The sequence below is a fragment of the Oceanobacillus oncorhynchi genome (assembly GCF_000821065.1).
GTDB lineage: Bacteria > Bacillota > Bacilli > Bacillales > Amphibacillaceae > Oceanobacillus > Oceanobacillus oncorhynchi.
Genome location: NZ_CDGG01000001.1, coordinates 4,476,391 through 4,498,013 on the forward strand (window position 1 = coordinate 4,476,391; position 21,623 = coordinate 4,498,013).

23 protein-coding genes and 1 tRNA gene are annotated in these 21,623 nt (G+C 38.5%); 15 read left to right on the forward strand and 9 right to left on the reverse strand.

Going from position 1 to position 21,623, the window contains the following annotated elements; all coding sequences use genetic code 11:
• Positions 1–70: 70 nt before the first annotated feature.
• Positions 71–694, reverse strand: a complete 624-nt coding sequence (refZ, locus tag BN997_RS21455; RefSeq protein ID WP_042535390.1) for a forespore capture DNA-binding protein RefZ — start codon at positions 692–694, stop codon at positions 71–73.
• Between the two features lie 130 nt (positions 695–824).
• Here refZ and BN997_RS21460 point away from each other — a divergent pair, with 130 nt between their 5' ends.
• The 3 genes from BN997_RS21460 to BN997_RS21470 all read left to right on the forward strand — a co-directional run bounded on the left by BN997_RS21460 (position 825) and on the right by BN997_RS21470 (position 2,773).
• A complete protein-coding gene (locus BN997_RS21460; protein ID WP_042535392.1) occupies positions 825–1,304 on the forward strand; it encodes a GAF domain-containing protein in 480 nt (159 codons plus the stop codon).
• Positions 1,305–1,697: 393 nt separating this feature from the next.
• On the forward strand, positions 1,698–2,300 hold the full coding sequence (gene rpsD / locus BN997_RS21465; RefSeq protein ID WP_042535395.1) for a 30S ribosomal protein S4: 603 nt from the start codon (positions 1,698–1,700) through the stop codon (positions 2,298–2,300).
• A gap of 281 nt (positions 2,301–2,581) precedes the next feature.
• Positions 2,582–2,773 carry a hypothetical protein gene (locus tag BN997_RS21470; protein ID WP_042535397.1) on the forward strand — a complete coding sequence of 64 codons (192 nt, stop codon included), beginning with the start codon at positions 2,582–2,584 and terminating at the stop codon, positions 2,771–2,773.
• A gap of 540 nt (positions 2,774–3,313) precedes the next feature.
• Here the strand turns inward: BN997_RS21470 and BN997_RS21475 are convergent.
• Both BN997_RS21475 and BN997_RS21480 read right to left on the reverse strand, forming a co-directional pair.
• The gene (locus BN997_RS21475; RefSeq protein ID WP_042535399.1) at positions 3,314–3,514 is read right to left on the reverse strand and encodes a CsbD family protein; all 201 of its coding nucleotides are present in this window, start codon (positions 3,512–3,514) and stop codon (positions 3,314–3,316) included.
• A 139-nt stretch (positions 3,515–3,653) separates the two neighbouring features.
• Positions 3,654–4,889, reverse strand: a complete 1,236-nt coding sequence (locus BN997_RS21480) for a dicarboxylate/amino acid:cation symporter (protein ID WP_042535401.1) — start codon at positions 4,887–4,889, stop codon at positions 3,654–3,656.
• A gap of 300 nt (positions 4,890–5,189) precedes the next feature.
• On the opposite strand from BN997_RS21480, the gene BN997_RS21485 reads away from it, so the two are divergent.
• The 7 genes from BN997_RS21485 (at position 5,190) to BN997_RS21515 (ending at position 12,192) form a co-directional block, all read left to right on the forward strand.
• Positions 5,190–5,262 (forward strand) — tRNA-Val (locus BN997_RS21485).
• A gap of 638 nt (positions 5,263–5,900) precedes the next feature.
• A complete protein-coding gene (locus BN997_RS21490) occupies positions 5,901–7,628 on the forward strand; it encodes an ABC transporter ATP-binding protein (RefSeq protein WP_042535404.1) in 1,728 nt (575 codons plus the stop codon).
• On the forward strand, positions 7,618–9,423 hold the full coding sequence (locus tag BN997_RS21495; protein WP_042535406.1) for an ABC transporter ATP-binding protein: 1,806 nt from the start codon (positions 7,618–7,620) through the stop codon (positions 9,421–9,423). Before BN997_RS21490 ends, BN997_RS21495 begins: the two co-directional genes overlap by 11 nt.
• Positions 9,424–9,607: 184 nt before the next feature.
• A complete protein-coding gene (locus BN997_RS21500) occupies positions 9,608–10,333 on the forward strand; it encodes an alpha/beta hydrolase (protein WP_042535408.1) in 726 nt (241 codons plus the stop codon).
• Positions 10,334–10,422: 89 nt separating this feature from the next.
• The gene (locus tag BN997_RS21505; RefSeq protein WP_042535410.1) at positions 10,423–10,935 is read left to right on the forward strand and encodes a YjcG family protein; all 513 of its coding nucleotides are present in this window, start codon (positions 10,423–10,425) and stop codon (positions 10,933–10,935) included.
• A gap of 6 nt (positions 10,936–10,941) precedes the next feature.
• A complete protein-coding gene (locus tag BN997_RS21510; protein WP_042535412.1) occupies positions 10,942–11,367 on the forward strand; it encodes a GNAT family N-acetyltransferase in 426 nt (141 codons plus the stop codon).
• 111 nt (positions 11,368–11,478) lie between these two features.
• Positions 11,479–12,192 carry a YetF domain-containing protein gene (locus BN997_RS21515; protein ID WP_042535414.1) on the forward strand — a complete coding sequence of 238 codons (714 nt, stop codon included), beginning with the start codon at positions 11,479–11,481 and terminating at the stop codon, positions 12,190–12,192.
• 58 nt (positions 12,193–12,250) lie between these two features.
• Here the strand turns inward: BN997_RS21515 and BN997_RS21520 are convergent, their stop codons facing one another.
• Entirely contained in the window at positions 12,251–12,499 is a 249-nt protein-coding gene (locus BN997_RS21520) for a hypothetical protein (RefSeq protein ID WP_042535417.1), read from the reverse strand.
• 219 nt (positions 12,500–12,718) lie between these two features.
• On the opposite strand from BN997_RS21520, the gene BN997_RS21525 reads away from it, so the two are divergent.
• Entirely contained in the window at positions 12,719–13,189 is a 471-nt protein-coding gene (locus BN997_RS21525; protein ID WP_042535419.1) for a CotY/CotZ family spore coat protein, read from the forward strand.
• A 58-nt stretch (positions 13,190–13,247) separates the two neighbouring features.
• Here the strand turns inward: BN997_RS21525 and BN997_RS21530 are convergent, their stop codons facing one another.
• Together BN997_RS21530 and mgtE are read right to left on the reverse strand one after the other, a co-directional pair.
• The gene (locus BN997_RS21530) at positions 13,248–13,694 is read right to left on the reverse strand and encodes a CotO family spore coat protein (protein WP_042535421.1); all 447 of its coding nucleotides are present in this window, start codon (positions 13,692–13,694) and stop codon (positions 13,248–13,250) included.
• 137 nt (positions 13,695–13,831) lie between these two features.
• Positions 13,832–15,211 (reverse strand): magnesium transporter, encoded by a 1,380-nt coding sequence (gene mgtE / locus BN997_RS21535; protein ID WP_042535423.1) that lies wholly within the window; start codon positions 15,209–15,211, stop codon positions 13,832–13,834.
• A gap of 932 nt (positions 15,212–16,143) precedes the next feature.
• On the opposite strand from mgtE, the gene prpE reads away from it, so the two are divergent.
• A complete protein-coding gene (gene prpE, locus BN997_RS21540; RefSeq protein ID WP_042535425.1) occupies positions 16,144–16,893 on the forward strand; it encodes a bis(5'-nucleosyl)-tetraphosphatase PrpE in 750 nt (249 codons plus the stop codon).
• On the opposite strand, the gene BN997_RS21545 is transcribed toward prpE, so the two are convergent.
• The 3 genes from BN997_RS21545 to BN997_RS21555 are packed head-to-tail and all read right to left on the reverse strand — an operon-like array spanning position 16,868 to position 19,224.
• Positions 16,868–17,791 (reverse strand): RluA family pseudouridine synthase, encoded by a 924-nt coding sequence (locus BN997_RS21545; RefSeq protein ID WP_042535427.1) that lies wholly within the window; start codon positions 17,789–17,791, stop codon positions 16,868–16,870. The two genes, prpE and BN997_RS21545, sit on opposite strands and share 26 nt — an antisense overlap.
• Positions 17,792–18,595 carry an NAD kinase gene (locus BN997_RS21550; RefSeq protein ID WP_042535429.1) on the reverse strand — a complete coding sequence of 268 codons (804 nt, stop codon included), beginning with the start codon at positions 18,593–18,595 and terminating at the stop codon, positions 17,792–17,794. It abuts the gene before it with no gap.
• Positions 18,596–18,615: 20 nt separating this feature from the next.
• Positions 18,616–19,224: a GTP diphosphokinase gene (locus tag BN997_RS21555; protein WP_042535431.1), complete on the reverse strand. Its 609-nt coding sequence runs from the start codon at positions 19,222–19,224 to the stop codon at positions 18,616–18,618.
• A gap of 265 nt (positions 19,225–19,489) precedes the next feature.
• Here BN997_RS21555 and BN997_RS21560 point away from each other — a divergent pair, with 265 nt between their 5' ends.
• The 3 genes from BN997_RS21560 (at position 19,490) to BN997_RS21570 (ending at position 21,471) form a co-directional block, all read left to right on the forward strand.
• Positions 19,490–20,059 carry a CYTH domain-containing protein gene (locus BN997_RS21560; protein WP_042535433.1) on the forward strand — a complete coding sequence of 190 codons (570 nt, stop codon included), beginning with the start codon at positions 19,490–19,492 and terminating at the stop codon, positions 20,057–20,059.
• Between the two features lie 143 nt (positions 20,060–20,202).
• Complete coding sequence (locus BN997_RS21565; RefSeq protein WP_042535435.1) at positions 20,203–20,592, forward strand: globin domain-containing protein; 390 nt, start codon at positions 20,203–20,205, stop codon at positions 20,590–20,592.
• 15 nt (positions 20,593–20,607) lie between these two features.
• Positions 20,608–21,471, forward strand: a complete 864-nt coding sequence (locus tag BN997_RS21570; RefSeq protein ID WP_042535437.1) for a ClpXP adapter SpxH family protein — start codon at positions 20,608–20,610, stop codon at positions 21,469–21,471.
• The last annotated feature ends 152 nt before the right edge of the window (positions 21,472–21,623 follow it).

Below are 21,623 nucleotides of genomic sequence, written 5' to 3' on the forward strand. Positions count from 1 at the left end.
AAGAAAATACATTTTTCTTATCGATTCAACAACTTTTTATTGTAATACGGAGAAAAAGACATATTTTTTATTATTGAATCTCCCCTCCTATCCTCACGTCCGTATTAAACTGTATCCATTTTTGTATACTTTTCGTATACTTTTTAACAAATTGTTCATGAGCAAATTCCCCTACAATTTGGTCCTTCCAATCTGAATGCAAAATATAAGGGGTAATCAGCATCCCCTTCAGCTGCATAAATAAATAGTGCTTCTCTTCCTGTCCGACGCTTTTACCAATTGTTTCCTGAAACAGCGCTTTTAAATAATAGTTTTCTTTCGCCAGATAGGTGACGGTCATTTCTCTGACAAACACGGAATCAAGAGATAATTCGCGCTGAATAAAACATGTTAATTGATGATGCATTTGCTTATAATGTATAATTGTAAAAATTAATTCATTTAATCGATAGATTGCAGCATCAGCTTCTGTTTTTTCCAGTGATTCTTCTATTTTTTCTAAATATGCTTCATAATAGTTTGTTACAGCATATTCTAAAAGGCCCTGCTTCCCTTTAAAATAATAGCTGATCAAGGAAACATTCACAGAGGCCCGCTCTGCAATATCGCGCACAGAAGTGCCATGGAATCCTTTTTGAAAGAATAGGGAGGAAGCAGCATCAACTACTTTTTGCTTCGTTATATTATTTTTCATTCTTTTCAACTCCTTACTCTATTCATACGACAAAGAAAGGGATAAATCCTTTAATCGATTATCGACAATAAATTTCAATATGTCATTATTTGTCACGCTTTTACTATAAACTTTTAGGAGGTAATACATCATGTTTCAACAACTTGATTATTCTGGAGAAAAAACAAAAGACTATGAGCTTCTTATTAAACAACTGGACGCACTATCCACAGGAGAATCAAATCAAACCGCGCTATTAGCAAATGCTTCCTCTCTGCTCAACCAATTTTTAGATGAAGTTAACTGGGTTGGATTCTACTTAACCGAAAACGAAGAATTAGTGCTCGGCCCCTTTCAAGGACTTCCTGCCTGCATTCGTATCCCTTTTGGAAAAGGAGTTTGCGGTACTGCGGTTTCTAAAAATAAAACACAGCGTATAGCAGATGTCCATCAATTTCCTGGTCATATCGCCTGTGACGAAGCTTCAAAGTCCGAAATTGTTATCCCTATTTCCCGCAATAAGGAAATTATCGGTGTTTTGGATATCGACAGTCCGATTTATGACAGATTCGATGCAATCGATCAAGATAATTTAGAAAAATTTGTTGCACAGCTTGAGAAACATTTATAAACGTCCTTTTTCACTATAAATGGTAACTGTAGATATATTCATTATAACGGATTCGAATGCATAATAAATCATTTTTGCTCTTAGAGAAAAAAATATTCTAACTTAACATTTTGTTAATTTCACTCTAATTTAGCCTGATTTATTTAACTCTATGTTAATTTTATGTTGACAAGCGTATATGTAAATTATATACTATAATTTGTGTAAAATAATAAAGTGGCCTAAGTGAGTCGACGCTTGCACTCATTTTGTTCCTTTGTAAGTTTCAGCTTATAAAGGTGTATCGTGTAACTCTCTGCTGCTGGAGCGATGGTACATGAAAACATAATGAACAACGGAACGATCACGCGCGTTTTATTTTATGCAAATAAAACATAAAGGAGGAAATGTCCTATGTCACGTTATACTGGATCAGTATGGAAGAAATCACGTCGTCTTGGCATTTCATTAACTGGAACTGGTAAGGAATTAGATAAACGCCCTTACGCTCCTGGTCAACATGGACCGAACTCACGCAGAAAACTATCTGAATACGGCTTGCAAATGCAAGAGAAGCAAAAACTACGCTTCATGTACGGATTGAACGAACGTCAATTCCGTAACCTGTTCAATAAAGCTGGTAACATGAAAGGTATCCATGGTGAAAACTTCATGATTCTTCTTGAATCTCGTCTTGATAACCTTGTTTACCGTTTAGGTCTTGCTCGCACACGTAAACAAGCTCGCCAATTGGTTAACCATGGTCACGTTACAGTAGATGGCGTTCGCGTAGATATCCCATCTTACTCTGTAAAACCAGGTCAAGCAATTGCTCTTCGTGAAAAATCTCAAAAACTAGATATCGTTACAGAAGCGATTGAAGTGAACAACTTCGTACCAGAATATACTACTTTTGATGCGGAGAAAAAAGAAGGTACGTATGCTCGTTTCCCTGAGCGTTCTGAACTTCCAGCTGAGATTAACGAACAGCTTATTGTTGAATTCTACTCTCGTTAATCGGGTTGAACTGAATTTAAATACAAGAAAAGCCTTGGAAATGTTGTTAAATCAATGTTTCAAGGCTTTTTTTATATACATTTTGCAATAGGTTGAAGAACTGTATTTTCGGTGGCTTTTTAGTTAGAAAAAATGCGTGAGCAGGAAGCTTAACCTTTCAATATGAGGGCTTTTTTATTTAAAAAGTCCTTATTGATTGTTTAATATATAGATAGATTGGCAATACTGGTTTTTAAACATGAGAAAGAATAATACGTTTAATAACTTGGAGGGATTTTAAAATGGAAGCATTTGATATTTATACGAACGGGGCGCAACATACAGTAGTCGCTAATTCTCAAAAAGAAGCTAATGAATATTTTAAAAATATTTCCAGAAAGAAAATCATCTATTCTGAGCCTGTGGCTGGACCAGGAATAATTAGTTGGTCAATTCGCGACACTTCAGAGTTTAATAACATGGAAAAACAGTAAATTTAATTGATAAGGCCTCTCACGCTCTGTGAAGGGCTATTTTTATAAAATGAAAATTATTTTATTAATCTTAAGAACCACAATCTGGTTCAGGTTAATCAGTTTGGAGTATCCATGAATGCAGTTTCGCCTGCTTTTTCGGCGGGTTTTAGAAAAACCAAGAACACCGCTTGGTCTTTAAATCACAGGTGTCCTCGCCGAAGCGATGTCCGGATGTCCGCTACGGGAAGTCGCTTTCCGCGGGCAACGTTCAGCCTCACGGTAAGAAAACCGCTTCCTGCTCAGGTCTACCTGTTGCTTTTTCCGTTGGAGCGGCTATATTCAGCATTTTTTATATACTTTCTTACTCTTTACAAAATGACCATTCAAACCTTGCTATATCAAGGCTGTTATATTCCATTCATTTCTACTCTCATTAATAGCGTGAAGCCTGTTCAAAAAACCCCAGATTCCTTGCTTATCAAGGTATCTGGGGTTTTTATATTTAGGCAAAAGCCGACCTAACGATTTTCAAAATGTTATTGCCGTTAAAACAGCCTTTTATTTTGTATCATTTTCATTCGAACTGTTCAGCTCATCTTTTATTTCGCCTTTTTTATCTTTTGCGGCGCCCTTTGCTTTATCAGCTTTTCCTTCCGCTTGCTTTTTCGGGTTATCTGTTGCTTTGCCGTACGCTTCTTTTGCTTCACCTTTTATTTTATCTCCCGCACCTTTAATTTTATCTTTAAAACCATCACTCATGTTAATATACCTCCTACGAAATCTAACAATTTATTTATATTATTTGTGTTCCACGAATAATATATTTCTAAACTAAATAATTTAAAAAAGGTGCTGTGCCCCAAACTTACCGGGACACAGCACCTTTGCATTTTATAAATTAAGTCCTGGCGGCATCTGCTTTCTCCATCCAGTCTTTCCCTTCGATATGTCTTGCCACAACCATACTCGACACCGTATCACCAGTAGAATTCACCATTGTAGCCGGCGGGTCAACAACCACTCCGATAGCTGTGATGATTGGCAGGGCCTCAATCGGAAAGCCATACAATGTGATAATCATTAACTCCCCTGTAAAGCCGCCTCCCGGAATTCCACTCATCACGATACCAGATAATAAACAAATACCAATGGCAGTTAAAAATGTATCGATTCCAGTGAAATCCTGATTAAATACCCCAAAGATAAAGGCGATTTTTAACATAGCAGATAAACAGGAACCATCCATATGAATGGTGGCTCCAAGCGGCATAATGGTCTCACGAATATCTTTCGGAACACCAATCCGTTCTGCCGCCTGCAGGTTAACCGGGATTGTTGCAACACTGCTTCCAGTCCCCAGTGAGGTTGCAGCCGGTCCAAGTATATTTTTCCAAAAGCGGCTGACTCCTTTTTTTCCGCCAGCAAGGAAGGCATATAATGTAAAACCAATCGCAAAATACAATACAGCCACAGGGTAATAGACAATCACTGCCCTGGCATAATCACCAATCAACGCTGTACCAAATTCCCCTACTAAGGATGCAAAGTACGCGCCGAGCCCAATCGGAGCATAATACATAATGAGTTTAATTAACTTCATAAACACATCGGAAGCACTCGTTAGCAATCTTCCAAACGGTCTCCCCTTCTCTCCTGCCAATCCAGTTGCAACACCGACCAGGATGGACATCACAATAAGGGCCATCATATTATCTCTTGAAAATAAATCAACAAAATCAGGTACTGTAAATGTATTGACTAATTGATCCCCTAAACTCTGTTCTTCTATATTTTCAGGAGTGCTTAAAGGGATATCGACACCTGAGCCCGGCTGGAATATAACAGTAGCAATAAGCATCACTACAGAAGCAATCACCCCGGTTACGACAAATACGGTAATCATCGACCCCATGATTTTCCCAAGCCGCTTCATGCTATCCATGCCGGCAATCGCTGACGAAATAGAGAAAAATACAAGCGGGATAACAATCATAAATAATAAATTAATAAATAAATCCCCAAAAGGTTTGATAACAGTTGCATCTTCTCCAAAAATCAATCCAATTATCGCTCCAATAATAATAGAAGCTAAAAGAATAAGTGGAAATCGATAGGCTTTTAATTTTTCTAGCATTTTTATATTTCCTCTCTCTTTCAAATTAAATATAATGTAATCTATTTCATTTTACAGGAAGGAAGAATTGAAGGAAAGTTATTAAATATTCTTACGATTTTAATTTTATCTATTCCTAAGAAGTATTGTCCCTCATTTATTCCACTTTAATAGGCGGACAAAAGCATAGAGAATAGTCTATTAAAATAAAGCAGTCATCAAAAACTCATTTTTCGATGCGATTCAATTAGAACGAAATAAATATTTATTAGCTTGTCTTCTGCTTCATTTGGCTGTATAATATAATTTGTACTTACATACGATTCCGTAGCTCAGCTGGGAGAGCGCCACCTTGACAGGGTGGAAGTCGTTGGTTCGAGTCCAATCGGAATCATTCATTAATAAATAGCGACTTCTAACCATTTAGGAGTTGCTATTTTTATTTTTACTCATGCTCGTTTTCCTTTTTACATACTATCTATATAAATTGAAGTAAGAAATTACACTTTATTTTTCTTATAAAAACGACGAAATAATGATTGAAAACAGTAACTAGCGACGGTTTTTGATGGGGCGAGTAATCGCAATGGTTTTCGGTGGGTCAACGACCGACACTAGGACGTCCTGTCCGTCGTGGGAAAGCGCGGAGGGAAGACCCCGCAGAAAAAAAGCGAACTTCTTTTTTTCTACCCGCGGGGCATAAGTGCGACTTTGCTTCTGTCTGCGCCTGACGGCTTGCCAATCAGCAAGTCTTCTTTAAAGGAGATGAGCTCGGGGCCCACGGAAAGCGGAGTGTTTTTCTGGGGTTGCGATTACTCACCCCATGAAACCCGTTGTAGCGGTAGCTATTAATTTCAATTTATATAGTTATTATTGTAGATTTTACAGGGTTATAACTCCCCCCCATCATCACTTCGTAAACCGAACCAAATACTGGCTTATTTATCACCATTCATTCTATAATATAGTAAACAATTTATTTCCATTTTAATTTCTGAATACTTTTACTCTTTTAGTTGGCGGGTGGTTGATTTGCGAAAGGTGTTTTCCTATTTAAGACCTTATACATTTCCTTCAATAATTGCATTCTCATTAATGCTTATCGAGCTTACAGTAGAGCTGTTGCTTCCCCTCTTCTTGGGACTGATGATTAATCAAGGGGTAGTAAATCAGGATATCCAAAATATTGCATTTTGGGGTTCGATTATGATTGGCCTGGCTCTTTTATCCTTTCTTGCAGGCGTTCTAAATTCTTTTCTGTCCTCTCATGTCAGCTTTTCCTATGCTTATGATTTGCGGGAGGAACTATTTTCCAAAATTCAGAGCTTCACCTATGCAAAATTAAATAAATACCCTACATCTTCTCTGGTTACGCGGTTTACAAATGATATCCGCCAGATTCAGAATACCGTTTTCATGGTGCTTCGTATTATGGCAAAAGCACCATTGACTGTCCTTGGCGGTGTTATCATGGCTTTTGTAGTCAATGCGCAGCTGGCATTGATTTTTTTAGTCACTGTGCCGCTTCTCATTTTATTTCTTTTATGGATATTAAAAATTTCAAGCAAATTATTTAAACAGGTACAGAGCAATGTAGACGATGTCAATCGTGTCATGCAGGAAAACCTTGCCGGTATGAGACTCATCAAAGCCTTTACCCGCCGCAGCACAGAAGAAAACCGATTTGATGACGCCAACCGGACACTTGCTGTGACGACCCGAAAAACCTTTCGAATTGTGGAATCATCCGGTCCCGTTTTATTGTTTGTTATGAATTTAAGTTTAATTTTTATTATCTGGTTCGGAAGCATCCAAACTGTTAACGGGCAGGCAAATATTGGTGAAGTTGTTACGATGATCAATTATGCGCTTCGTGTAGCGATGGCCATTTCTATGTTTTCTTTTATTATCATGATACTTTCCAGAACAAAGGCGTCTGCCGAGCGAATCAGCGAGGTGCTCACAGAGGAAGATGGAGAACAAGAGGAGTTAAAACAGGCGGTTTTTTCTTTGTCGAAAGGCCGCCTCGTATTTGAGAATGTCTCTTTCCGTTATCCGGACGCATTTAAGGAAACACTATCAGATATTTCATTCTCCGTAAATGCTGGTGAACGACTGGCGATTATCGGAGCAACAGGGTCCGGGAAGACTTCTTTATTCCAGTTGATACCCCGCCTTTACGAGCCTTCTAAAGGAAATATTTACGTAGATGATATACTTTTAACGGACTATTCCTTCAAGGCTTTACGGGATGGTATCGGTTACGTTCCGCAGACACCGCTTTTATTTACCGGCTCTATTTTTGATAATATCGCTTTTGGAAAAAAAGACGCAACAATGGATGAAGTGATTCAAGCAGCGAAGGATGCACAGATCCATGATACGATTCAACAGCTGGAACATCAATATGAAACCCGAGTCGGTCAGAAAGGAGTAAATCTCTCTGGCGGACAAAAACAACGCATCTCTATTGCCCGCGCCCTTATTCGCAAGCCGGAGATGTTAATGCTCGATGACAGTACAAGTGCACTTGATTTAGCTACTGAAGCACGTTTTCTGCAAGCGTTGAATTATTATCCGTATACAGTTCTTCTAATCACACAAAAAATAGCTACTGCTAAAACGTCCGACCGGATACTTCTGCTAGACCAAGGAAAAATTCTGGATATCGGTACGCATAATGAGCTGCTCGACCGCTCTGAATTATACCGGGCTGTCGCAGAATCACAGCAGGAAAAGGAGGTTCTCCATGCGAAATAATTCTTTAAAAGCTGCTTTTCAATATAAACGAATTGATGTATCAACTGTGGATACAGGTGCTTCAAAAAAAGCAGAAAACATGGGAGCTGCCTTAAAACGGATCTGGAACTATTTAAAAATGGAAAAAGGGAAATTATTTCTTGTTATTTTCATGGTCGTTATCAGTTCATTATTTGCTCTATTGGGTCCCTTTCTAGTCGGAATGTCTATTGACCATTTTATTGCAGTCGGGCAGCTAAACGGACTTGGTCTGCTGCTTTTAGGATTGGTTATCGTCTACATGATCCATTCCTTATCGCTCTTTCTTCAAAACTATTGGATGGTAGATATTGCACAGCAAACCGTATATACGCTGAGAAAAAATTTATTTGAACAATTTCACCGCCTCCCTATCTCCTACTTTGACCAGCGTCAGCATGGGGAGTTGATGAGCCGGCTAACCAATGATATCGATAATATCAATAACACCCTGAACCAATCAGTGATTCAAATTTTCGCCAGTGTGCTTACTTTAATCGGTACAGTCAGTATTATGCTCTATCTGAGTCCTATCCTGACAGTTGTTACGATGTCGATTATTCCAGCCATGTTTTTCGCGATGCGCTGGATTACCAGAAGAACCGGACCTCTTTATAAATTACAGCAGCGGGATTTGGGAGATGTTAATGGCTATGTAGAAGAAATCGTTTCCGGTCAGCATGTTGTGAAGACGTATTCACAGGAGGATTATGTAAAAGACCAGTTTGAGCGAAGAAATAAATCCTTGCAGAATACTGGTTTTTGGGCTTTGACCATCTCAGGGTTCATCCCAAAAATCATGAATACCTTGAATTTTTTAAGCTTTGCGATGATCGCCTTTGTCGGCGGTGTGCTAGTTATCACGTCAAACGGAGCACTGGTTACTGTCGGAACGATTGTTATCTTTACTGAATATGCCCGACAATTCACCAGACCTTTAAATGAATTATCAAACCAATTCAACTTGCTGCTATCCGCTATCGCGGGTGCAGAAAGAGTATTTCAGGTAATGGATGAAACCCAAGAGGAAGTTGACGAGGACGGGGCAATAGAGCTTCCAGATACAAAGGGACATCTTGTTTTTGGCCATGTCGGCTTCGGTTACGAATCAGCAGACATTCTAAATGATATCAGCTTGGAAGCAATGCCCGGAGAAACAATTGCATTTGTAGGCCACACCGGCGCCGGGAAAACTACCATTATTAATCTGATTTCCCGTTTTTATAATTATGATAGCGGACAGATTACATTGGATGGTATCGATATTAAAAAAATAAAACGGACCAGCCTGCGAAAGCATATGGCTTTTGTTTTACAGGATACATTCTTATTTCACGGAACGATTCGGGAAAACATCCGTTACGGCAACTTAGATGCGACGGATAAAGAAGTAGAACAGGCTGCGAAGAATGCGAATGCTCATGACTTTATCATGTCTTTGCAGGATAGATACGACACCGTGTTGGATCAGGACGGAAGCGGCATTAGTCAGGGACAAAAACAGCTGTTGACCATCGCCCGCGCATTATTAGCAAATCCGAAAATTTTAATCCTTGATGAGGCGACCAGTAATATTGACACCGTAACAGAGCTGCACATTCAAGAAGCATTAAAACGCCTGATGAAGGATTGCACAAGTTTTGTTGTCGCCCATAGACTCAATACGATTCGGGAGGCAGATAAAATTATCATGCTGGAAGATGGAAATATCATGGAGCAGGGCAGCCACGAGGAGCTTATGAAACGGAAAGGGAAATATTATCATCTTTATCAATAAAATGAGACTTTATTCAGCCGATTTTTGCTTTTCTTACTAAATATCAGTTGAATGAATCAGGGTGTTACACTGCGATAGAATAAGCTGCAAAAGGACGTTCAAGTGACAGCACCATTACACAATGATAAACTATTTCTATACGATAAAAACATATTATTCATTATAAAAAATGGAGGTGGGAAGCTTGCGCAGGAAAGGAAAAATGATTGAAAAAGAAATAAACAGCTCCTTTTTAGGAGAAACGATGACATTACAGATTTATCATCCTGAAGTCTTCTCTACAGCGTATAAATATGAAATCTGCATCATGCAGGATGGAAAGGATTACTTTCAGATGGGACGAATCGCTACATTAAGCGACAAGCTTCATGATGAAAAAGAAATGCATAATGTGATTTTTGTGGGAATTCATTACAAAGATAAATATGACCGCAGAGAAAAATATCACCCGTCCGGCGAGCAGAATGAAGCATACACAGATTTTCTCATCCAGGAAGTCGTGCCATATTTAGATGAACTGATTCCGGCAAATCACCAGGAAAAATCACGTTCTATTATTGGCGATTCTCTGGCAGGAACATTGGCATTGATGACCGCAATGAAATATCCGGACCTATTTGATAAAGCAGGAATACAGTCCCCTTACGTGGATGATAAGGTGTTAGCTCATGTGGAGCAGGCAAAGCCCCTGTCCACACTGGATATTTATCACACCATCGGTACAGAGGAAACAGAAGTAAAAATGAGCGACGGGAATACAGCTGACTTTGTAGAACCGAACCGCAAATTAAATCAGACATTGGAAAATGCCGGAGCAGCATATACCTATCATGAATTAGAGGATGGTATCCATACATGGAAGTATTGGCAAAATGATATGCGCCGCCTGCTCACAACTTTATTTGATTAAAATTTCTATTTTCCATTTCTTTTGCTATACTTATGTAAATACAGATTATTTATAGCTGATAATAATTTATATACTAGGAGGTTGTATGAATGAAATATGGAATCGCTATTTTCCCTTCAAAAAACGTACAGGATCAAGCAAATGCATTAAGAAAGCGTTACGACCCAAGGTACGCGTTAATCCCTCCGCATATTACATTAAAGTACCCGTTTGAAACAGATCCGGAGCAGATTGATGACGTGGTTCAGGAGCTCCATAAAATTGCGGGCAGCGTAGACCCTTTTTATATTCATATCAATAAGGTAAGTACCTTTGAACCGATAACAAATACCATTTATTTAAAAGTTGAACCAATCGAACAGTTACAAACGCTCAATGAACACCTGCAGCAAGGAATTCTTGAGAATAACCAAAAACATTCTTTTGTACCGCATATTACAATTGCCCAGGATTTGGAGCATGATGAATTCTCAGATATTGTAGGAAGATTAAAAATGGAAGGTTTTGCAATCAAGGATTATATTGACCGATTCCAGCTGTTATACGAATTAGATAACGGTTCTTGGACGGTATATGAAACATTTTTATTAGGAAAGGAATAAACACGCATGCTCGTAAAAACTGCAAGGACACCAGAAGAATTACAAGATGTGTATCACATTCGAAATGAGGTATTTGTAGATGAACAAAACGTGCCTTCTGAAGAAGAGATAGATGAATTCGATAAAACAGCAACGCATTTTATCGCCTATGATGAAGAAACTCCAGTTGCTGCCGCCCGCCTTCGATTCACGGAAGACGGTTATGGTAAATTAGAGCGCATCTGCGTGCTCAAATCACAACGCGGAAAGTCTATCGGCAAAAAAATAATGCAAAAAATGGAACAAGAAATAATACAACAGGATTTTCATAAAGCCAAATTAAACGCACAGACACATGCACAAAATTTTTACCAAAAGCTTGGCTATGAAGTGACATCTGGAGAATTTATGGATGCAGGCATTCCTCATGTCACCATGATAAAAAAATTATAAAGGTATAAATAGAGGCTCTTATCTCTGGCAGATAAGGGTCTTTTTTAATACATTTTTTCTCCTTTAATGTACACACTATAAAATACTGTGTACATTAAAGGAGCGTATAATATGTCTAGTTATATGAGTATGTTTACAGAAGTTATCTTTGGTTTTTTCGCTTTATTCTTAATCACAAAATTATTAGGGAAAACACAGATTTCACAGATTACCCCTTTTGATTTTATTTCTGCACTGCTCTTGGGAGAATTAGTCGGGAATGCTTTATTTGATCCTAATGCCGGGATACCGGAAATAGCGTTTGTCGTAGCTCTATATGCTATTCTCATGTATATTATCGAAATCGTATCACAAAAGTATAAGCGGACCAGACATCTGCTTGAAGGAAGTCCAACCATTATAATCCATCGCGGCAAACTTGTCCGGGATATGATGAAAAAAACCAAGCTGGATATTAATCAGCTGCAGCACCTTTTAAGAGAAAAAGATGTGTTCTCTATCAGTGAGGTAGAATTTGCGGTATTAGAAGCAAATGGAACGGTTTCTGTTCTAAAAAAAACGGATTATCAAACGCCTACACGCAAGGATCTAAAATTATCTCCCCAGGATGTTACCTTGCCTATCACGCTCATTAATGACGGGGAAATCATTCAAGATAATATGGAGGAGAAAAATCTTCCATTATCCTGGCTGGAGGAGTCTATCCATGAACAGGGGTATAAAGATGTTTCAGAAATTTTTTATGCAGAGTATATAAAAGGGAGTCCTCTATACATTGTACCCTTTTTTAATCGTAATCATAAAAAATATACAGATTATGATTGAGGCTGATCTTCTGCTTAATCATAAGGAAGCATTCCTGTTGGAAACAGGAATGCTTTTATTATACATATTTATTGATATGCCTTCCTCTCCCCGTGATGAGGGAAGAATCCAGCGGCAGGTCGATTGGTTTTTGAGGTTCAGGCCGATTGCGGTAATAGCGCTCATATGTTGCGCTTAGTTCCTGATGCTTTCTATCCAATTGAACCTTAAAAGCACTTTCTACTTGGTCCGCTTTTTTCTGGGTCGGCTGTACTCTTTGATGATAATCAGCATACTGTGAAGTCTGCACCGGAAGAATATATCCCATCCCCCGCACCTCCTTTGTATAGTCACCTTTATATACCCTTCCTCAAAAATTTGAAACCGTTTTTTCTATATTATATACAGTTTCTTAATTTTTGTATAGTCAGAATTTTATTTTTATTGCAATAGCCATTCATCATAACCACACTCGCCCACACCAACACAAGGAAGACACATATCCTATAAGGAAAGAAAATTCAAATTGTGAAAGGAGCAATTTCTCATGGGTTGTGGAAAAAATTACGATACCGGAAGTTGTGTAGCAGATATTTTAAAAGACATTGTTGATGCTCAAAATGACATTGTAGAAAATTGCTGTGATACGAGCTGTGAACAATCAATCAACGATCTTTTATGTACAAATGAAGTAACGAATGATTTAGACACCGTACCTGTTATTCTATACTGCAAGGATTGCAAACCTTTTAAAGGGTTTGGCACCACGAAAAACCATCACAACAAGATGAATCCTATTTTATCAAGCTTTATTTTCAGGGTGAAAAAAGTAGATAAAAACAATTGTGCTATTCTTGAGTTATTACTCAGTGATGGAGAAAGCTGCGGTTTTGATCATATGAAGGATCCTACTGACCAAAACACCGAAGACCTGGAAGCAACAGGTATTTGTATCACAGTAGATTTAGATTGTTTCTGCCATGTTACTTGCTTACCAGCAATTAGAGCATTTCACTAAAATAGCAGCAAGAACCAAAAAGACACCATCCAGGTAATATATTCCTGGACGGTGTTTTTTAAAACCCTAATAACTGAATGCTTTCAATATCCTTAATTGCAATTTCCACCCTGTTTTTTCGGTTATTTAACTGTAAAAAAACAGTATCTTTTTCTGTTTCACGAATAATGCCCCGGTATTTTTTATTAGAAGCTGTCATTATTTCACACCTTATCGACGGAGCAAATTCAGAACGATTGGTTAAATAATTAATTTTTTCCGGAATCGTCATTTCCATAAACTTTTTCTTGCTCGATTGCTGTTCTTCTGACCGGGAGCTCTCGGCTGATGGTCTTTTTTTATCTTTTGGCTGTGTTTTATTCAAAGTCGGGACTTCGTTTGAATGGAGTTTCTTCTGTCTTCTATAGTCGCCAACATAATTTTCCTGCATCGGAGCTTGAGATGCTTTCAGTTGAGGCTGGCTGATGTAAAGTAAAGGAGCTTGCGCTTTATTTTTTTCTGTCATTGGTCATTACACCCCTTCTCGGCTTATCTTGTATAGTGTATGAACCTAGATTTTGTTTTGTGTCAAAAGCGCCATGTCTCTACATATGAAAAAGGATTGCCTCTAATTTGTGAGACAATCCTTTTTCAGTCATATAATCAAATTAAATAACTCATAAATGCAGTGGCCATTCCAAAATAAATCAATGTAGAAATAAGGTCATTAATCGTTGTAATAAATGGTCCTGATGCTACTGCCGGGTCAATATTCAAGCGATTCATCAGCATCGGGATAAGAGCCCCTGCTAATGTTGCTACAAGAAGGGAACCCATAATAGATAATCCTAAAAGTATGCCTAAATAAATACTTCCCTGCCATATAAAAATAATTGCTGCAAGGATTATTCCACAGAAGACCCCATTGATGAGTCCTGTTAATGCTTCTCTGCCCAAAAGCTTCCATTTTCCAGTATTCTCAAATTCTCCTGTTGCCATTCCTCGTACGGATACAGCAAGAGCCTGTGTCCCAGAATTACCTGCTGTCCCTCCAATTAAAGGGATAAAAGCAGCTAAAATCGCTACTTGCTCCAGGGTTTCTTCAAAGCTGGCAATCAATGTAGCAGTTAACATACCTAAAAATAACAGGATAACCAGCCAAGGAAGTCTTTTTCTTGCTGAACGAATTGCTGTATCGTCCTTAATATCCGTGTTGGACATTGCGGCTAATTTGGAGTAGTCCTCACTGGCCTCTTCTTCCATAACGTCTAAAATATCATCGACTGTGATAATACCTAGAAGATGATCTTGAAAGTCAACTACCGGAAGTGCAAGAAAATCATAATCCCTGAACATCTGTGCAACATCTTCCTGATCCTTTGCAACGGATACAGCGACAACTTTGGTACTCATGACTTCTTTAATCAATGTATCATGGTCCGCAATAATTAAATCTCTTATTGATAAGACACCGACTAAATGTTTATCATCATCGAGAACAAACAAGTAATAAATCGTCTCAGCGTCTGGAGCTTCTTTTTTTAACTGATTCATCGTCTCCGCAACCGTTTGATTTTCAAAGAGGACGACATATTCTGTTGTCATAATACTACCAGCGGTTTTTTCTTCATAATGAAGCAGCTGTTTAATATCGTTAGCAGATTCCTTATCCATGATTGTTAAATAACTGACCACTTTTTCTTTATCCAGCTCATTCAAAATATCGACTGCATCATCGACAGGCATTTCAGCAAAAATCATCGCAGCATATCTCGGATCCATCTCCTCAAAAAACTCAACGACATCATCCAAATCAATATTGATTAATATCTCTGACATTTCTTCAGGAGATAAATACGTGTATATCTGTGACCTTCTTTCTTCATCCTGCTGCTGGAAAAATACAGCCTGATCATATGGATGGTTTTCCAGAAACTCTGTCCGAAACTCCTCCATGTTTTCCATTTCCAATGCTTCTTGAACTTTATCAATATGTTCTTGAAACTGTTCTTTATATTGAACATCATATTGATCCTTTTTCATAGCAATTCCCCCTTTCTTTTCACTGATTTTCTTATTCTTACACATCCTTCCCTATTTTACAAGATGCGAAACAAATAGCAAGTCTTATAGCAGCAAACAAGAACTTTATCTCACTATATAAATTGAAGTAAGAAATTACACTTTATTTTTCTTATAAAAATGACGAAATAATGATTGAAAACAGTAACTAGCGACGGTTTTTGATGGGGCGAGTAATCGCAATGGTTTTCGGTGGGGCGAGTAACCGCAGTCCCAGTCCCGGAAGAAAAACACGGAGACTCCTGGTCGGCTAAGAACGGTCACGTCCTGTGACCAACGACCGACACTAGGACGTCCTGTCCGTCGTGGGAAAGCGCGGAGGGAAGACCCCGCAGAAAAAAAGCGAACTTCTTTTTTTCTACCCGCGGGGCAAGTCTTCTTTAAAGGAGATGAGCTCGGGGCCCACGGAAAGCGTAGTGTTTTTCTGGGGTTGCGATTACTCACCCCATGAAACCCGTTGTAGCGGTAGCTATTAATTTCAATTTATATAGATAATCAGCTTTTTCTTTGCTGGCTATACACTTAAAAAGGTTACGATGCTATTTATTTTCCTGAAGGCAACTTTTTTACCCAGCACTCACTTTATATGTGTTTTTTCTTGTTGTCAAGTAAATTTCCTTCAATATATTATTTTGTGTTAGGGAAACATTAAATTTTTCCAATTTGAAGTTCACGTGTACAGGAAGATTACTATATCTATTATTTTAATTTACATGCGTGTTCAAAAAAGCACGGTAAAAAAATACGCTTCAAAAATGGAAAAAATCCAATACATAATGGACCGGTAAAAAAGATTTCATTCACCATCACATACTTCAAAGAAAATTAAGTTATACTGTAAGATGAGCCTATATTTTAATGAAATGAACTTATATGTACAAGGAGGTTTGACGATGAAATTAGATATTATCGGCGACATACATGGATGCTTGGACGAGCTTTTAGACTTGCTGGACAAGCTGAAATATCATCAGAATAATGGCATCTATTCTCATCCTCACGGCAACAAAATCGTATTTATAGGAGACATCACAGACCGCGGACCAGATTCCATCGCTGTTATACGGCTGGTCTATCAGTTAGTTATGGAACAAAAAATAGCTTATTATGTCCCGGGAAATCATTGCAATAAATTATACCGTTTTTTTTTAGGAAACCGGGTACAGGAAAAGCATGGTTTAGAAACGACGGTTGCTGAATGGAAAAGCTTAAATGAATCTCAACAAATGGACATTCAGGAAAAGTTTATGACGCTTTATGAGAAAGCTCCTTTGTATTTACATTTTGAAGACATGAAATTAGTTGTTGCTCACGCAGGAATAAAGGAACATTTAATTGGACAGAAAGCCGGGCACACAAAATCATTTGTCCTTTATGGAGATGTCACTGGCCAAACAGACCATCAGGGAAAACCAATCCGGCGGGACTGGGCAAAGCATTACCGGGGAGAGCCATGTATTGTTTACGGGCATACACCTGTTATAGAACCGCGTCAAATCAACCGGACAATCAATATAGATACAGGTTGTGTGTTCGGAAATAAACTGACTGCTTTTCAATTTCCCGAGCAGACAATCATTTCCGTGCCATCCAACCAATCCTTTCAGCCTGAGCGGTTTACAGATTTCCCGGATAATCCATAGACAAGCTTTTTTTACATGCAGCCATATCTGAGGAAAGCATACAGTGGAATTGCATTTTCTTATGTTCAAAAGGATTCTCCCATTCAATTGCTGTACAATGCAGCGCTTGACGCTCGAGGGCATCTGTGCTTCCTCCATACAGGTCATCACCCAGAAGAGGATGCCCCAAATGGCTGAAATGAACACGAATTTGATGCGTTCTCCCTGTTTCCAATTGAATTCGCAAAAGAGAGGCTCCAGAAAGTTTGGATACAGTCTGGTAATGTGTCGTTGCTTCCTTTCCATCCTCCCAGTTCACTTCACGTTCTATAATAGATGTTTTCTTGCGGGCGATTGGCGCATGTACCGTTCCGGCTGAAGGAGTCATTTCTCCAGTAATAATCGCTTCGTACGTACGATGGATTTGATTCTTTTTCTGCGCTTTGGATAACAGCGCATGCGCATACCGGTTTTTCGCAACTAAAACAAGACCAGACGTATCTCTGTCTAATCTTGTTACGATATGCACCGTTGCCGGATGATCTGATGCATTATAATAGGCCTGAATCCCGTTTGCTAATGAATCACGGCGGTCATTCATTGCTGGAAGACAAGCCTGACCAGCCGGTTTATTTAATACTAAATGATCTTCATCCTCATAAATAATTGCCAAATTCATTTCTGTTGCTTCAATACCGCCTGACACTTCATCAGGAAAAATGACGGTTAACGTATCATTTTTCCTGAGTGCTTCGGTTATATATCTCTTCTTTTCGTTGATTAAAAATTTTCCGCCCTCTTGTTTCATAGCAGTCAGCAGTCTTCTTGAAAAGCCCTGCTTTTTCTGTAAAAATTCCTTTATCGTCAGCTGAGCACTATCCTCCGGAATTACCCAGCTTTTTTGTATCGCTGCAGTCACTTAATCCACCTCAGTAACAAAGGAATCCCGTACACGATGCCAGAAAGGAAATTGTCTAAATCGCGCAAAACGGATTTTTTCATTGGCCACACGGCATTGAATCGATTTTACTTCATGATAATTCTTTGTGAAATGATCAATCTGAATCAAGAAGGAATTATCCACCATCGGCTTTAGAAAGCATGTATGGTGCTTCGGTAAAACTAACGGCGAGCCAATCGTCCGAAAAACACGGTTATTAATCGATGCATTCTCCGTTATCTGAATAGCTTCCAGAGACGGGTGAATAATTGCTCCTCCAAGCGCTTTATTATATGCTGTGCTGCCGGAAGGGGTCGATATACATATCCCATCCCCGCGGAATGTCTCAAAATGCTCCCCCTTCAACTCCACATCTAAGACAACAGATGAACCATCTGCCGTTTTGATCATCGCTTCATTTAACGCAAGATGCCTGTCTTCTTTTTTCCCTAATTCGTCCCGGATGATTACTTCCATTAATGGATATTCTACCGTTTGAAATGGCGTTCTCGCAATTTCAGTCAAGAGCTTATCCACTTCCTCCTGCGTCCAATCCGTGTAAAAACCTAAATGACCGGTGTGAATCCCGATAAACGCTGTTTCTTTCAGACGGTGATTATAGCGATGAAAAGCTTCTAAAAAGGTACCGTCGCCGCCAACTGAAATAGCCAAATCAGGCTCCTCCTTGTGATATTCCAGTCCAAAAGACTCCAAATATTGCCGCATCATGTTCTTTATTTTATTTGACCGCTTGTCTCCTCTAGAAACAATTTTAAACTTCATTACATTTTCCCATCCTTTGCCTATGATTTACGATGAAAAACACGCTGAGCTTCATGGATTTCACTTCTGATTTTAGACATTTCTTCATCCAGTTTAAATGCAGCCTCGGCAGCCTTCTGCAGACGCAGTTTAACCTCTGAAGGTAAATTCCCTTCATATTTATAATTTAAAGAATGTTCATTGGTCGCCCAAAAATTCATCGCAAGTGTACGTATTTGAACTTCAGCTATAACAATTATTCTTCCCGTCACCGTCTCCACGGGGTATTCAATAATCATATGATAAGATCTGTACCCGCTATCTTTTTTATGAAAAACATAATCTTTTTCTTCAATAATTTGAAAATCATTGCGTTTCCTGAGCATTTCGACGATGGGATAAATATCATCAACAAATTGACAAACAACTCTTATCCCTGCGATATCCTGTAAGGTGTCTAAATTCTCAAGAGGAATTTGCCGTTCACGCGCCTTTTCGATAATACTTGGTATTGGTTTTACTCTTCCTGTGACAAACTCAATCGGTGAATTGCTGGATTCTCTCTCATACTCAGCACGAATCCCTTTTAGCTTTACTTTTAATTCTTCCACTGCCTGTTTATATGGCGCTAACGTTTTTCCCCAGTCCATCGAACATCACCCTATATGTAAACTAATATTATTATTTTTATTTTATCACAGAGTAGCATTAGTACAAAGGAAAGAGGGACTTTTAAGGAAAACTCGGCAAACCGGGCCTTAAATAGGATGCTCTTAAACAACCTGCTGTCAGGAATCTCCACGCCAAAGTATCGGGTTTTTTCGAAAGCCATCTGCCCGCATAGTTATTTTTTGCAATGCTTCTTCATACAAGCCATAATAGAGATAATCTAATTTTAGAACTGGAGATTTATGTATGAGCCAAGAAGTAGAAATTGAATTTAAAAACCTGCTGACCACACAGGAATATAATCAACTGGCAGAAGCTTTATTTTCACAGGCAGAGACAATAGAGCAGACAAATTATTACTTTGAAACGCCCTCCTTTGATTTAAAAGGAAACCATTCTGCATTACGAATACGGAAAAAGAACGAAACATATACTTTAACATTAAAAGAACCGCATCCGGATGGATTATTGGAGACGCATGACAAGCTGTCAGAGGAAGCATTTCTATCATGGACTTCCGGCTCGCCGACAGAAGCTCCAAATGTATTAAAACAGCTGCAGGAAATGTCTGTCGACGTGTCATCGCTGACTTATTTAGGAAAAATGACCACCTTACGAAAAGAGAGACCTTATCAGGATACACTCATTGTTTTAGATAAAAGTATGTATTTAGATGCGGTGGACGCTGAGCTGGAATTAGAAGCAGCTTCAAGGGACCATGGAGAAAAAGTATTTAAAAGCTTACTTGGAAACTATGAAATACCTTTCCGGGAAACGCCCGCTAAAATAGCACGTTTTTTTAATCAAAAACAGTGAAACCCCCTGTAAAAAGCAGTTGTATTACAAATTGTTATTCTCCATTTGTAATAACAAATAGGAGATTAGCCTTCTGTTACGGTACAGATTATTTGATGAAGTGAATCTATATTGCTACAATACTAGTACAAGGAGCAAATGATATGAAACAAAATAATATAAAAACGGTATATAGCGGAATTGGCGGTTATGAAAAGATGGAGCAGATTGTGGAAACATTCTATGGATATGTAAAAGAAAATCCTGTCTTAATACCGCTTTTTCCGGATGATTTAACCGAAACAGCTCATAAACAGAAGTTATTTCTCACACAGTTTTTCGGCGGTCCGAGATTGTATGAAGAAGAACGCGGACATCCGATGTTAAGAAGAAGGCATCTTCCGTTTCCGATAACACCAAGTGCCCGAGATGCTTGGCTGGCCTGTATGAATCTTGCACTAGTAGAACACGAGGTAGAAGAACCTTATTATACGGAAATGATGGAACGAATGACCTTGACTGCAAATCATATGATGAATACCCCTGAATCTTAGAAAGGAGCATTCAAAATGAATGGAAATCAACAAGAACTGTCATCTTCTAATCAAATGGACCCTGCTTTTAACTACATGAAATATGTTCAAAAACCGATTGAAATGTATGTTTTTATTGATCCATTATGTTCTGAATGCTGGGCATTAGAGCCTTATCTAAAAAAGTTATATGTTGAATATGGCCGTTTTTTTACGATAAAGCATGTAATCAGCGGACAGCTGACCGCATTAAATTCAAATGGTTTAAATAAAAACAAACAAACAAAACAATCCAGTTTCACTCATTTCCCAAGCAATCATAAAGAGATTGATTACCCTTGGGTTCCAGCTCTCGCAATTAAAGCAGCGGAACTGCAAGGCAAAAAGGCCTCTAAACAATTTATTCGCAAAATACAGGAGACACTGTTTTTTGATAAACAGAATATCTGTAATGAGGATGTCTTATTAAGATGTGCCTCCGATGCAGCTTTAGATATCGAAGAATTTCAAAAGGATTTATTCTCAAATACTTCTAAGCGTGCACTGCAATGTGATTTACACCTTGCTTATGAGATGGAAGTAGATTATACACCTACCATTGTTTTATTTAACCAGGAAGTTGAAGATGAAGGTGTAAAGCTTTCTGGACTTCATCCGTATGATATTTATGAATTTGTGTTAAAAGAAATTTTACAGCGCACACCGATTCCGTCTGTAAAACCATCATTAATTGACTATCTGCAATTACAGAAAACAGTATGCACAAAGGAACTATCTGTTATTTATGACTGGTCCATTGATAAGACAGAAAAAGAGCTTAAAAAGCTGCAGTTTCAGCAAATCGTTGAGAGAGTGCCGGAAAAAAATGAATCCTGCTGGAAATACCTCGGCACGCTTTGAATCTATCATGATTAATGTCTGAGCTTCCTAGAAGTTAAGGCTTCCCGGCAGCCAAACGACCGATGCGTTAATACAAATTAGGAAATACACTTATTTTGAGCATGGTTATCAATTTATTTTATTTTGAACCTGATCCGATCAAAAAAAGACCG

Bases quoted from the DNA above. Each gene is read 5' to 3' on its own strand.
- BN997_RS21470 (WP_042535397.1), top strand. From the start codon at position 2,582: ATGGAAGCATTTGATATTTATACGAACGGGGCGCAACATACAGTAGTC.
- BN997_RS21530 (WP_042535421.1), bottom strand. From the start codon at position 13,694: ATGACAGAAAAAAATAAAGCGCAAGCTCCTTTACTTTACATCAGCCAG.
- BN997_RS21480 (WP_042535401.1), bottom strand. From the start codon at position 4,889: ATGCTAGAAAAATTAAAAGCCTATCGATTTCCACTTATTCTTTTAGCT.
- BN997_RS21495 (WP_042535406.1), top strand. From the start codon at position 7,618: ATGCGAAATAATTCTTTAAAAGCTGCTTTTCAATATAAACGAATTGAT.
- refZ (WP_042535390.1), bottom strand. From the start codon at position 694: ATGAAAAATAATATAACGAAGCAAAAAGTAGTTGATGCTGCTTCCTCC.
- mgtE (WP_042535423.1), bottom strand. From the start codon at position 15,211: ATGAAAAAGGATCAATATGATGTTCAATATAAAGAACAGTTTCAAGAA.
- BN997_RS21560 (WP_042535433.1), top strand. From the start codon at position 19,490: ATGAGCCAAGAAGTAGAAATTGAATTTAAAAACCTGCTGACCACACAG.
- BN997_RS21460 (WP_042535392.1), top strand. From the start codon at position 825: ATGTTTCAACAACTTGATTATTCTGGAGAAAAAACAAAAGACTATGAG.
- BN997_RS21510 (WP_042535412.1), top strand. From the start codon at position 10,942: ATGCTCGTAAAAACTGCAAGGACACCAGAAGAATTACAAGATGTGTAT.
- BN997_RS21550 (WP_042535429.1), bottom strand. From the start codon at position 18,595: ATGAAGTTTAAAATTGTTTCTAGAGGAGACAAGCGGTCAAATAAAATA.
- rpsD (WP_042535395.1), top strand. From the start codon at position 1,698: ATGTCACGTTATACTGGATCAGTATGGAAGAAATCACGTCGTCTTGGC.
- BN997_RS21570 (WP_042535437.1), top strand. From the start codon at position 20,608: ATGAATGGAAATCAACAAGAACTGTCATCTTCTAATCAAATGGACCCT.
- BN997_RS21515 (WP_042535414.1), top strand. From the start codon at position 11,479: ATGTCTAGTTATATGAGTATGTTTACAGAAGTTATCTTTGGTTTTTTC.
- BN997_RS21555 (WP_042535431.1), bottom strand. From the start codon at position 19,224: ATGGACTGGGGAAAAACGTTAGCGCCATATAAACAGGCAGTGGAAGAA.
- BN997_RS21525 (WP_042535419.1), top strand. From the start codon at position 12,719: ATGGGTTGTGGAAAAAATTACGATACCGGAAGTTGTGTAGCAGATATT.
- BN997_RS21475 (WP_042535399.1), bottom strand. From the start codon at position 3,514: ATGAGTGATGGTTTTAAAGATAAAATTAAAGGTGCGGGAGATAAAATA.
- BN997_RS21565 (WP_042535435.1), top strand. From the start codon at position 20,203: ATGAAACAAAATAATATAAAAACGGTATATAGCGGAATTGGCGGTTAT.
- BN997_RS21520 (WP_042535417.1), bottom strand. From the start codon at position 12,499: ATGGGATATATTCTTCCGGTGCAGACTTCACAGTATGCTGATTATCAT.
- BN997_RS21505 (WP_042535410.1), top strand. From the start codon at position 10,423: ATGAAATATGGAATCGCTATTTTCCCTTCAAAAAACGTACAGGATCAA.
- prpE (WP_042535425.1), top strand. From the start codon at position 16,144: ATGAAATTAGATATTATCGGCGACATACATGGATGCTTGGACGAGCTT.